Raw genomic sequence first — 13,562 nt, forward strand, 5'->3', positions numbered from 1 at the left:
ATATGAAAAATATAAAAATCACTAAATTTTTAATAATATCAATACTTTCTGTATCAATACATGCTACCGATTATGACAATGCAAAATTTGATAATTTTGTAAGTGGCCAAGGAGTGAATGAAGTATTGGCTGAAGCACAATTTATTATATGCTCAATGGCTAAGATGGGTACAAAAGAGCTCTCAGGTGATGGAACCTATAAAGCCACTTTATATTCAGATGAATGTGAACAGGCTGGAGCAGCCTCTACTGATTCATCTCAAGGCACAACAGCACCATCAAGCGCATCGAGTTCATCTTCTTCATCTACAGCTGCAACTGCTGGTTCTGATAATACTGCAAGAGAAATCGATACTGTAATTGTTAATACTGGATTTACAACTCCTACAATGCAGACAACTAAAGCCTGGTTGTTGAATGATAAACCTTATGATGAAAGATCGAATCCAGAACCAAAAAATATTACTTATCTTTTAGGTGAACAAACAGCACCAGCAAGCGATACAAATAAATATGGTGACTTTACTCTTAGATATCAACGAGCAACAGCTTTTGGTAATACAAATGAAGAATTACCAGAATGGTATTCATGTCCTGACCCAACTTCAAATGATTATCAATATTCATGGTGCTCAGATGGTGCGCCACTTGGTCAAGGCATTCTTATAGCTCAAGGTGGAAGTATCAAGTTTAAAAGTGATATACATAATTCACCACAGCAAAATGTAGTAGCTGACTATCTTTCTAATGGAGATATTGCTGGAATATATTCTAGATCTGCAGGTTTTAGAGATGAGTCTCTTTATGATCCAACATGTGATGAACAAGCTTATGATTCTAATGGTAATTGGGATGGAGATGCATTTTGGAATTGTCAACCACAAGCTTATAGAGATTCTGAGGTACAAATCTTAGGTATTTTTGCCTTTGGTATCTCAGATACATCAAAATCATATTGCACCAAAATGTCAGAACTTTATAGTGTTGATTGGACGCAATATGATGAAACAATTGGCGGACCTCCACTAACTCCTTATACGCTGTCAGAAACAGGAAAAAGATATCTTGGTGAAAGTAATTCTTGGGATACTGAAGAAAAATGTTTTTCTATAGATAGAGCTGATGCAATTCAGAATATCTGGGATTATGGTGTTTATAACTCAGATGGCTCTAGTTATGCCACAACAAATCAATCATTTCCTATTAGATCTACTGTTACAGTAGGTGATTCTTCAAGACGAGTTCATGGATATGCAAGTTATTGGGGTGTTTGGGTTGATGATGAATATCAGCAATATATTACTGATGCAACAGAATGGGTTAGAGACGATGATACTGCTGAAAGTGAAAATCAAGCAAAATTTAAATTAAAAGTAAAAACCATAGAAATAGATAAAAGAGAAAAATCTTTTATGGCATTAAATGATTTAGACAGTACTTCATTTAGATTTTGGGTAAACGATTCATACTGGTCTGATGAATATCAAAAACTAGGATTTCCTAAAGTTGAGCCCTATGAAGGTAAAATTCAATTTAAATCAAGTAAAGCTACTTTTACTGATTACAACAATGGATCAGCTTCAGAGCCTTTGACATATGGTTTATATGGATATCACGATGGAGCAAATACTTTTATAGCTGATTTAACTGGTGCAAAAATTGATAAAGATAATCTTAGAAAAATGATCAAAAATGATGCAAGTGATCCTGGTAAGCCCATGAATTTAACAATGGAGTTTAATGAATTTCCAACATATGAAAATCAAGCTTATGAATTTGACGACTGGGTTAGAATTTATTTATGTAATTCACATTTTGAACCTCCAACAGCAGCTGATGTTTATGATTTCTCAAAATTAGGCATATCTACTGGACTCTGTTTAAGTGTTGAAGGTAGAGTAAAAGCATCATCTGCATCTAACGGAAATGAATTAACATTATCAAGTGATCCTAATGAACAATACTACTTTGCAAGATTTAAAGACTTTGAATCTAACTTAGAATTAATGTTACCAGACAATCTTCTTAACCAAGGTGGTAATACATATGATTTTAAAATTTCATTAAATGGCATAGAGAGACCAGCAGGTATGGAGTTAAAATTACAAAATTTATTCACGCGTTTCGGAAGTTTAGCTCAGGGTGATAACGATGGTGGAGATATTCAAAGAGGTTTAGAGTCATTCCTGGATAGCTCAGATAGTTTTACTTTTTTAATATCAGGTAGTACTAACTTGTACGACCATGAGGGTAATAGATTTAGAAAAGTTATGGGAAGATTTAAAGTATCAGATACACCTCCTGCTACTGTTTTTGTTGATGATGTTAAAGTTAATGAGCCTTTGGGCACTGGATCAACTCCGATTACTCATTCTATAACTTTATCAAGTGCTCAATCATCTGCGGTAAGTTTCGATTATGCTATTTCAGCAGCAAGCACAGCTGATGCAAATGATTATTCGTCTTTAACTGCAGGAACTGTAACAATAGCAGCAGGTGATACAACTGCATCTATCTCATATAACGTTCTTGCCGATGGTATAGCAGAGGGTCAAACCGATGAAAAGATAATACTTTCATTATCTAATCCTACCAATGCTGTTTTAGGAAGAAGTACAGCAACAACATATATCTATGATCAAGATACAAATAGAGTTGTTTATGAAGATTATTATGGATCTTACGATGCAGCCTCTAACACTTTTTCTATAACAGAAGGTCTTAAATATAATCCTGATTATGTAAGAGAAGATCTTCCTGCGCCAATAACTTTTACAACAACAGAATGGATTACCCATATGAAGAAAATTTGGGGTGAAGGTGAAGATTGGGAGTTTACTGATTACCGTGAATTAAATGTCTACTCAGACGATACTCATCAAGATTACACAATAACCAAAGAAGCAATGAGTGATCCCACTTCAGCAACACAAACAGCTGGTGTCTCAACAACTAAATGGACTAGAGTAGATCCTTCTGAATTACCAGATACTTTGTATTGTATCCGTGAATGTTTGACAGCATCTAACTTAAACGCTCATTATGCTGATGTAAAAACTCAAGCTGATCCTTTAGGTGATGCGTCTTATACCGCATCAGTTGTTAATCCATCACCAACCCCATATGCAGATGTTGGGCCATATATTAAATCAACTCAAACTGTTACAAGAACATACGATGCCGGTACTGAATATGAGTGGTCAGAATCAGTAACTTATACTCGTGGTGATTGGCAAGATGGAATTGTTGCTAGCGACGTTTATACATATACGTCACCCAGCGATATATTTACCGATAAAGCTGGATCTGCATTAACTGTGGGTGTTGATTGGGGTGTTTCACGTCCTGGCGATTTAATAAGAGGTGCCAGATTTGCAAATCCAGATGGTTGGACTAGAGAAACAGAGTGGGGTATTAATACAGGTATGTTAATCACTCAAGATAATCTTCAATATATTGAGTGTGATTACACATTAGATTCAAGTAACAATAAGGTCTACACGGATTATCATCCAGAATATACATCTGCAAACGGTAAATTAACTGAAACCAGATATTGTGTTAATAAATTGTGGGGCAATGATAATATCTTAACTTCCTACAATGTAAATGTAAGATTAGAAAAACAATATGATATTTATAACAGTGATGGCACAAAGGTTGCTCTTGATCCTCCAAAAACACTTTACTATAGAGTGCCAAATGACGCAGCTAAGTATGGTAAAGACGCAGACAAAAAATTTAGATTGGACTACCATGGTGATCATTTAGGTGGTATCCCTGGAAGTGTTATAGATATTAATACTGGTCAAGATCTTGGTGAATATGTAACTGAATGGAAAGATGGCTATAGATGGGTCCAAAGATGGGTAATTCCTGATGGCTCAATTTTAACTGACGGCAATAACACAGAGTATCTTGTAAAAGCCTTGGCTGGTGAAGAATGGCTTGGTAAAAAAGATAGCGCCATTGGAACACTTAGCAGCCTACTGACTACCAAAACAGCCTCAGATTTACTTACTAATTTAGATGTTGATTTTGAAATTAGTCAAAGAGTTGATAATTGGTATGATTGTAATCTTACATACGAGCGAACTGAAACATATACGGATAGTGATGGTAATACTCAAACCGAAACATTTACTGAAACTGATTGGGATGCTTGCCACGCACTGGAACCAGATACTGATGAATACAATGCTGCCTGGACATTAACAAATACTTTTGCAAATTGTAACGAAAAACTTCAATATTGGATTGATGAAAGAAATGCTCAAATTGCTCAAGATAAAGCAAATCAAGAAGCAAATGGTGGAACATATGATGGGCCTGCAAATTATACTGAAGATGAGAATTTCATGTCTTGGTTCAGTCGAGAACAGGATAGATGTAAAGCAATTGGTCCATTGCCGACAGAAATAATCAATGGTGGTAATGCTTCTGTTGTAAATGGAACAATAGTTTATGATCCTACTCCATAGTGAAAAATACTCATAAAAATAGGGCGCCAAAGCCCTATTTTTTTTATATTTGTTTTGCTATATCAATTATTTTTGTTTTATTTTTCTATTTACTTAGTTTTTTTAATTTAATTCAAGATCAGCAATCTATTAATTTAATCGGAACGGCATCAAGGTGGTGTGAACGAATATCTGATAATGTTTTTCGTGAACCAATCAATACAATAAGTAATATCGGTTTTATGGCTATTGGTCTTTATTTAGCATATGTAATCTCAAATGATAAACATAAAAATAATATAAATCATTTTACTGGGATCAATTCAATATCAATCATTTATGTAATCGCTGTAATTTTTTTAGGTCCTGGTGCTATGTTAATGCATGGTACAAACACTGAATGGGGAAATTGGGTAGATAATTTGAGCATGATTATGTTCATAGTAATTCCTTGGCTGTATAACATTTTATTGATGAGAAAAAAATCCATTAATAACTTTTTACACACATATATTATATTGATTTTTTTGTATGGATTATTTCGAGGTTTATATGGTTGGGAGTTAGGGATAAATTTAAATGTTTTTGGTGTTTCAATTGGTCTTTGGATAATTTCAGAGTTTTTATATCATTTTTGGTCACCGTTAATGAGAATTGCATCAGGTTTTATTGGGTTCTTTGTAATGATGATTTTTGGCATGAATTTAACAGACATATTTAATAACTTTTCAGAATACTGGTGGATATTATTATTTTGGTTACCAGGCCTTTTAGCAAATACGAAGCCATTTACCAAGAGATCTATTAAGTGGTTCATTTTTGGTTCAATAGCCTATTATTTCGCATTTAGTGTATGGCTTACAGGAGTACCAGATCATCCATCTTGTAATCCTGATTCATTAATACAGGCACATGGTCTATGGCATTTGTTGTCTGCTATAGCATGTCTATTTTTCTTTTATCATTACCGATCACAAACTTTAATTAAATAATTTTTCACAGCCAGTTTTATCTAATACACATAAAAGCTCTTTTATACTTTCTTTGTTTAATTTCTTTGCTTCATTCTTGATCCAAGAAAGGCATTTTGCTTGGTAAGGAAAAGTCTTTTGTTTCCAATTTATATTATTTAGCTTTAACTCAAAAGTATCTTCACCAGATTTAATTGCAGTATCGTTAGCATAAAGATATGGCACATATATATTTCCTATTTCTTTAAGCAAGGGCTTTATGTGATTTAAATTTGAAACATCAATCCATCCTTCATTATTGTTATTAAAATAATTTGGTTTTGATGATAACTTATTTCCTAGCAAAGAATTTGCATTCATTTGATCATGCCAACCAGACAAATCTTCCATCAATTCAATCCATGCGACAGCTCTCATTGATATTTTATGTGCTATCTTTCTTGAGGTAGGATCAAAGTTAATTAATTGTGTTAATTGTCCATATATAGCAAAGTCACATGAAGAAGGTCTACTACCTAAAATGAATGGTGAATGTAATAGACAACCATCTAATATTCTAAGAAAGTCTTGATAATTATTTTCTATAAATTCTGCAGTATATTTATTAGATCCAACTACCCAAAGTCTATTAGTTTGTTTATCTGAAATGAAATCTGATATAGTTTTCTTTATTTTTTCGTTAGTTGTTACTCCATGTAAGAGTGTTAATTTATTTTTTGCATTATTAATATCTTCATCAAATGCCCATCTAAAATGGAACATAAATTTAGTTAGCCATTCATCAGCATAATCTTCTATAAGATAATTTACTAAAGCTAGTGTTGGATTGTTTGGTATAACAGATTTATTTGGATATTTTTGTTCTATTTCTCTTATTATAGGAGTGGAATCTGTTATGGGGTCTGAATCTTCATCTAAAATTACTGTAGGTAATAGAATAGGTGAGGGTACAGATTTATTAATGAGTTTTAAATTAGATTTAACGTCACCCCAAGTGACGTTGTAAGGTACATTTTTATATCTTAAATAACTAAGTATTTTACGTGTATAAGGCGAGGCAGGATTACCAAAAACTTTAATGGGCTGCATTACTTTGTATTGATTGCTACTTGAAATGCAGGCCGTTCTTTTATTCTTTTTACATAAGACTGAATATTTGGCATTTCATCAGATACACATCCTAAATCAGATAGTTTAGTACAACAATGCCCTGTCATAAACTCAACGCCAGAAAAGCTCCCTATTAAATAATCTTTACCATTTAATGCTTCTTCTATGGCCATCAAGGATTTTGATGCAAGTCTTTTAGCCTGACCAAGGACCACATCATCTCTTCTGTCTGGTGGCAATAAGAGAGTATGCACAACTATTGTATTCATAGGTTGTGCGATCATACCTTCACAAAAATGAAACCACTGAAGATAGTAAGGATATTCAGAGGAGTTAACAGATGGTTTTAAGCCACCATTTTTATGTTTTTCTAATATGTAATCAATTATAGCGCCAGATTCATATATGCTTATACCATCATCTTCTAATACTGGAATTCTTCCAAGTGGATGTCTTTTTCTATGTTCATCTGATTTAAGATCTTCAGGATGGAACTTCATTATATTTAATTCATACGGTAATTCTAATTCTTCTAACAACCATAGAATTCTTTCAGCTCTTGAGTGCGGTGCAAAGTGTAGTTTTAACATTATTTTTTTACCATTTTTTCAGCTTCTTTAGCAAATTCTTTTGCTTTATCTGCATCTTTTAATAAATTTTCAACATCAACAGGAACTTTAATTCCTTTTTTCATACCAGGTTGATCATACATTTCATTTTTCCATCTCTCTAAATTAATAAGACCATCCGTGGTAACACCAGACCAATTATGTGTCCTGACCCAACACCAATTAGCTATATCTGCTATTGAATAATCATCAGCAAGCCATTGATTTTTCTCTAATCTTTTATCAAGAACTTCAAATAACCTTCTAGTTTCGTTTTGATATCTGTCTATAGCAGCATTAATTTTTTCAGGAAAATATCTAAAAAATACATTAGCCTGACCCATCATTGGACCTATTCCTCCCATTTGAAACATTAACCATTGAATAACTTTTGATTTTTCATGAGTATCAGTAGGCATGAGTTTATTTGTTTTTTCTGCTAAGTAAATCATTATTGCACCAGATTCAAAAATAGATAAATCATCATTAGATATATCAACTATTGCAGGTATTCTTCCATTTGGACTTATTTTTAAAAAATCAGGTTTATGTTGATCCCCATCTCTAAGATTTACTAAAATTGCATTATATTCAATTTCTAATGCCTCTAAAGTGCATGATACTTTATGACCATTCGGAGTAGGCGCTGTATATAGATCTATCACTATTTAATTATATATAAAATCAATTAAAACATTCGATAATTTTTCTGGTTTAGTCCATTGAAAAAAATGTCCGCCACCAATGGTTTTATTAAATATAACATTTGGTGCCATTTCACGAATGTCATTTTCCATATTATTTGTTACAGGATCATTACCAGCAAAAACTGCTAGAAATGGAATATTTGATTGTTTGAAAAAATCTCTTGCTTTACCAACAGCCTCCAAGGATTGATCTGGAATCATAGGGACATGGGAGGGCATTGCTCTTGGACCCATTTTATATTCAGGGGAAGGAAAAGGCGATTCAAAAGCTTTTACAAGTTTTGATGAGAAAGGAGAGAATTTACCTAAGCCAATTATATGAAATATGTAATCAAGGAATGTAATAAAAGGATTTCTTTTTTCCATCATTGATGATGAAAGAAAACCTGACGGAAGATTTTTTGCATCCCATGTATATTTTTGCCAATACATAAATTTAAGTGCTGGATGCCCACCTTTATCCATCTTTTTGACTTCTTTCATCATAGAAAACAAAGATAATCTTTTATTACTTGTTCTGAATGATATAACTTCATCAATTACACTTTGTGAGGTATTTGGAAAGTAGGGTAAACCCGTATTACCCATAGATATTTTTATAAACTTTTCAGAATTATCAGCAATCATTCTTAAACCTATTAAGCCACCCCAATCTTGGCCAAAAAAAATTAAATTTTTAAGATCATTTTTTCTTAACCATTGATTCATCCAATCAACCTGATTTTGGTAAGAGTAATCATCTCTCGACGCAGGTTTATCAGATTTTCCATATCCAACTAAGTCTGGCGCGATGACTCTTATGCCAGCTTTATTTAATATTGGTATCATTTTGATGTATAGGTAACTCCATACTGGTTGGCCATGCATTGCTAGCAAAATTGGTCCATTTGATGGACCTACGTCAATATGATGAATTCTTATTTCACTTCCATCTTTTGCAATAATATTTGTATATATTGGTTTGAATGAATATTCTTTAATATTTTTAAAATACTTATCTGGAGTTCTTAGTATTTTCATTTAAAGTCTGTAATAACATTATCAGATATCAATTCTGAAATTAAACTTTCGAACGGTTCATCTTGTCCAAAGTAGTATTTTTCTTTATAAACATTTAATGGAACACCGTGATGGCCAGCTTTTTTTTGATCTTTTTCGTTTATTTTAATTTCCTCAATAAGTTGATTTTCATTATTTTTTATCGTTTCTCTAACTTCATCTAAATCTTCTCCAAAATCTGCAAAAAGCGGTTTAAGAAGGTCGTCATTATTCCAATTTTTTACACTCCATATTAATGTAGAAAGTTCAAATGCAAACTCAATGCCTTTACCTCTGTTAGTCATTAATTGTCCCATATGACAGACTTCAAAAATATATGGTTGATCTTTAGATATCTTACCTGTTAGAACATTTTGTCTAATAGGATCTGGTTTGATTGGCATATTTAGTGGCATATCTAATTTTTTAGCTTTCTTTTTAAAGTCCTTTATAAAAGGTATGAAAAAAAAGATATTTTTATTTTTAAACCACTCAGGCATTCTTATTGCAAGTGGATAAACTATTTTGAAATTTATATTAATTTGATGATCATTTTTAAGTTTCAACATTCGAGGAAGAATAAGATACGAATAAGGACTTCTATATGAAAAGTAAAAATCAATCATTGTTTGATAAAATTTTAACTATTTCATATATAGTTTCATGACCTGAATTTTGATTCTGGCCTGTTACAAATTTCTTTTCGTCATCTACTACAGTCATTGATGCAAATATATCAATTCTTTTAGTTTGAGCCATAAATATAGCTCCAGCTTTTTTTAGTTCCTCCTCGGGATGTTGAGGAGTGAATGATATACCAAGTTGGTTTAGCTGTTTGTCCGTTACTCCAGTCATTTTTCGTCCTGATATCAGTAGATTACCATCTTTATCTTTTGCATTTATAAGACCTAATACACCATGACAAATTGCACCTATGATTGTTTTGTCATAGTAAGCTTCTGAAATTTTTGTAGCTAACAATTCTGAAAACCCTAAATCATAAGCAGCTCCCCAACCACCACTTAAGAAAACAACATCATAGTCTGTAAAATCTAAATCATTTATTGATAAAGAATTTTTAAGTTTATTCATTAATTTTTTATCTTTTTCAAATTTTTTATCCTCTGGAGCTTTAATAAACCACGGAACTGGCTCTATAGGAATAAATCCCCCATTGATTGATGCAATATCAATACTCATATTGGTTTTAAGCAAATCAAAGTAGGGTATAGATAATTCAGATAAAAACAAACCAGTTGGTTTCCCATTTGTTTCACCAGGTTTGTTTAAAGTTCCATGATTAGTTGCAATTATTAAAGCTTTTTTATTTTCAAAGTTTGGCACATCAAAGTCATATGTAAATTTGGGATGTAGACCTGCAGTAGTTAGTATATGAGGCAATGCAATAATAGAAATTATTATAAGTATCAATAAAGTTAAAGTAATTTTAAATGTCATGCTCATAGTATGTTTCTTTGTTACTAGTTTAATTTATCCAATAATTAACTTCATCACCTTCAACATATTTATCAGTTGATACTTTATCAATTAATACGGGAGTTGCAATTGATGGCGGCCATATTGGTTCAATCTGTTGACTTATATGCTCATTTAAAAGCATGTTTAATAATTGTTTTACTTCAAGTTCATTTTCAATAAGATTAACGGCTTCATAAGGATCAGTATCTAGATTGAATAAATATTGTTTTTTTGGAATTTGTGATCTAATCAATTTCCAATTTTTATGAATAATTGCCTGATAACTTTGATCTTTCCAATATAAAGTTTCATGAGGTTCAAGATCTGAATTATTATCTATATATGGCAATAAGTTAACACCGTCATAAATTACATCTTTTGGTGGATTGATGTTAGCAGCACCCAATATAGTATGAAATATATCAACATGATGTATTCGTTTATCATATACAGATCCAGGCTTGATTTTATCAGGCCATTTAGCCAAAAATGGTATGTGAATACCACCGTCAAAGAATGTAAGTTTCCAACCTCTATATGGTTTATTTATATCTTTTAAACCAATATATCCTGCACCACCATTATCAGATGTAAAAATTATCAATGTATTATCTGATAATCCATTTTTTTCTAGAGCTTCTATTACCTTACCTACACCTCTATCTAATGCAGTAATCATTCCTGAATAAACCTCTAGTGTATGATCGCCCATATGAGAATGTTTTTCATAATCGCTTCTTAGAGCTTGAAGGGGGTTGTGCGGTGCCCAATGACTTAAATATAAAAAAAACGGTCTGTCTTTGTTGTTATTGATAACTTTTACAGCTTCTTCAGTGTAATAATCAGTTAAATAACCATTTGGTTTAAATTCATCAGAATCATTAAAGTTTGAACCATAATATGTAGAAGCCCAAATCATATCCTCTACGGGGTGATCTTTTTTTGCGTTAACAACGTCAGGATGATCTTTTGGTAAATATAAACCTGAAGTCATCAACAGGCTATCATCAAAACCTTGATCGTTAGGTTTTTTTCCATCAACAAAAGCACCTAAATGCCATTTACCTATATGTGCTGTGTAATAACCATTTTGTTGAAGTAATTCAGCAATAGTAATTTCTTCACTTGGCATACCTGCAACAAACAAACCAACCTGATCCCAATCTACATTATCTAATGTTAAAGGTGGAAGAGACTTATCATAATTTCTATTACCAATAATATTAAGCAATCTTGTAGCTGTTTTAGGATACGGGGTAAAGTCAAATCCAAATCTGGTAGAGTATCTTCCAGTCAAAATTGCTGCTCTTGAAGGCGAACATGCTGCACTCGCTGCATAACCATTATTAAAAGCAATCCCTGTTTTTGCAATACTATCAATATGAGGTGTCATTAGTGTTCCATCAGCAGCTCCACCACCATAAAATGATATATCATTAAAACCCAAATCATCTGCCAATATTAAAATAATATTTGGTTTTGATTTATCGATATCTATATTATCAGGAATGTCCCATTCAATATTGATATTCTCATTAACAGAGTTTATTTGATTGTTAATAAAAGATATTAAATTAATGGCAATGGGTGCCCTAAAATAGTTTATCAAAGATAGCAGAAGGATTATTGGTATAAGTATTAAGATAACTTTTTTCATAGAGACTTAGCTCTTTTTCTTATAGACAATAAAAACATAATAATACTATATCCAAGAAAATATATATTAGTAATCCCACCAGGTGGTCTGGATATATAATATTCTGGTGTGAGAGGGTGTAGATAAGTAGTTATAAGTCTAAATACATAATCTAAAAAAATAATAATCCATAGAAATGGTATTAAACTTTTATATCTAATAAAAATTATCATACAAAAAATTAGTAATAATACTTGAACTCCACCCCATAGTGAGCTGTACATATGAATTACAACATTAGGATCAAGCCCATTAGTTTCATTAAAAATTTTGATTGTAGCAATATCATTCACTCCAGAATCATTTTTTAAGAAGTGAACGAAACTTCTAAAAGTATAAACAAAGAGAATTGGTATTAAACCGTAAAAAGCAATTTTAGAACCTAGGTAGTTATTATTTGCTGTTTTAGGAAAAATAGTTGTTAATATTTTCATTCGCCAAAATGAGAAATAATAATTTCATCTGTGTTTACAGGAAGTGTAACCATAGTACCATCAATTGAAGGTGTGAAGTTTGGAAATATATCATCAACACCTCTGTAAAAAATACTTTCCATAATATTATTTCTAGGAGCTGGAAGAGCATGATATGTAATTAGGTGCCCAACATTAGCCTTTTTTGCAGATTCAGCAGCTTCTATTGCTGTAGCATGATAATCCTGAACATCAAAAAGAATTTTTGATAGATTTGTATTTCCAGTAGCTCTAATTGTTTTTTCTAATGTATTAAGAAGAGGGATTGACATAACTTCATGAATTAATACATCAGCATCTTTCGATTTGTTTATTAGATTCTCACTGTAAATAGTATCGCCACTAATAACTATTGATCGACCTTTGTAATCAAATCTAATACCGTATGCTGGTTCTACAGGTGAATGTTGAACTTCAAATGCTGAAATTTTAAGATCATTTGTGTTTACAAATGTAGGTGTTTCTAAACTAATAGTATTAGCAATGTAACCAGCATTACTTATTGGTGTTACATCATCACCATGATGTGAATTTCTGAATATATAATCTTGAGAATAAGTTAATTCAAAACCATCTGTTACAGACTTTACTCCCTCAGGACCATGAACCAATAACTTACCATCTCTCCCATTAACCCATCCTTGTAAATGAAAATCTGCAAGGTCTGAGATATGATCAGAATGTAAGTGGGTAAAAATTATAGCTTTTACATTAGTCCATGGAATACCATAACTATTAACATTATTAAACGATCCATCGCCTGTATCAACAATATAAATATCATCTCCTGCCTCAACTAATACACATGTTTGAGCTCTATTTGGAGATGGAACAGGTGACCTAGAGCCACAAACTATCGCCCTAAGAGTATCATCTTCGTCAAGAAATTGGTCTGGCACTAAATTAATAATAGCTCTCTCTAACAACCTATCCTGAACATAGTAAGAGTTGTTAACAAGATAAAATCCAATAGATACAACTATTAATAATATTAAAATTAATATTTTTAAAAACTTCATT

At 32.0% G+C, this 13,562-nt stretch carries 11 protein-coding genes; 2 read left to right on the top strand and 9 right to left on the bottom strand.

The window, feature by feature from the left end; all coding sequences use genetic code 11:
* Positions 1–2: 2 nt before the first annotated feature.
* Positions 3–4,481: a hypothetical protein gene (locus M9C80_03100; protein URQ70160.1), complete on the top strand. Its 4,479-nt coding sequence runs from the start codon at positions 3–5 to the stop codon at positions 4,479–4,481.
* The gene (locus tag M9C80_03105; protein ID URQ70161.1) at positions 4,481–5,452 is read left to right on the top strand and encodes a ceramidase domain-containing protein; all 972 of its coding nucleotides are present in this window, start codon (positions 4,481–4,483) and stop codon (positions 5,450–5,452) included. Before M9C80_03100 ends, M9C80_03105 begins: the two co-directional genes overlap by 1 nt.
* On the opposite strand, the gene M9C80_03110 is transcribed toward M9C80_03105, so the two are convergent.
* The 9 genes from M9C80_03110 to M9C80_03150 are packed head-to-tail and all read right to left on the bottom strand — an operon-like array spanning position 5,441 to position 13,561.
* On the bottom strand, positions 5,441–6,520 hold the full coding sequence (locus M9C80_03110; GenBank protein ID URQ70162.1) for a glutathione S-transferase: 1,080 nt from the start codon (positions 6,518–6,520) through the stop codon (positions 5,441–5,443). The genes M9C80_03105 and M9C80_03110 overlap by 12 nt on opposite strands.
* Positions 6,520–7,131 carry a glutathione S-transferase family protein gene (locus M9C80_03115; GenBank protein URQ70163.1) on the bottom strand — a complete coding sequence of 204 codons (612 nt, stop codon included), beginning with the start codon at positions 7,129–7,131 and terminating at the stop codon, positions 6,520–6,522. The genes M9C80_03110 and M9C80_03115 overlap by 1 nt, the downstream gene beginning before the upstream one ends.
* Positions 7,131–7,814 (bottom strand): glutathione S-transferase N-terminal domain-containing protein, encoded by a 684-nt coding sequence (locus tag M9C80_03120; GenBank protein ID URQ70164.1) that lies wholly within the window; start codon positions 7,812–7,814, stop codon positions 7,131–7,133. The genes M9C80_03115 and M9C80_03120 overlap by 1 nt, the downstream gene beginning before the upstream one ends.
* Positions 7,815–7,817: 3 nt before the next feature.
* Positions 7,818–8,876 carry a haloalkane dehalogenase gene (locus tag M9C80_03125; protein URQ70165.1) on the bottom strand — a complete coding sequence of 353 codons (1,059 nt, stop codon included), beginning with the start codon at positions 8,874–8,876 and terminating at the stop codon, positions 7,818–7,820.
* Positions 8,873–9,463 (bottom strand): hypothetical protein, encoded by a 591-nt coding sequence (locus M9C80_03130; GenBank protein URQ70166.1) that lies wholly within the window; start codon positions 9,461–9,463, stop codon positions 8,873–8,875. Before M9C80_03130 ends, M9C80_03125 begins: the two co-directional genes overlap by 4 nt.
* A gap of 49 nt (positions 9,464–9,512) precedes the next feature.
* Positions 9,513–10,358, bottom strand: a complete 846-nt coding sequence (locus tag M9C80_03135; protein ID URQ70167.1) for a type 1 glutamine amidotransferase domain-containing protein — start codon at positions 10,356–10,358, stop codon at positions 9,513–9,515.
* 22 nt (positions 10,359–10,380) lie between these two features.
* Entirely contained in the window at positions 10,381–12,030 is a 1,650-nt protein-coding gene (locus M9C80_03140) for a sulfatase-like hydrolase/transferase (protein URQ70168.1), read from the bottom strand.
* Entirely contained in the window at positions 12,027–12,503 is a 477-nt protein-coding gene (locus M9C80_03145) for a hypothetical protein (GenBank protein URQ70169.1), read from the bottom strand. The genes M9C80_03140 and M9C80_03145 overlap by 4 nt, the downstream gene beginning before the upstream one ends.
* Positions 12,500–13,561, bottom strand: a complete 1,062-nt coding sequence (locus M9C80_03150) for an MBL fold metallo-hydrolase (GenBank protein URQ70170.1) — start codon at positions 13,559–13,561, stop codon at positions 12,500–12,502. Before M9C80_03150 ends, M9C80_03145 begins: the two co-directional genes overlap by 4 nt.
* Position 13,562: the final 1 nt, after the last annotated feature.

Source organism: SAR86 cluster bacterium, assembly GCA_023703615.1.
Lineage (GTDB): Bacteria > Pseudomonadota > Gammaproteobacteria > Magnimaribacterales > D2472 > MED-G85.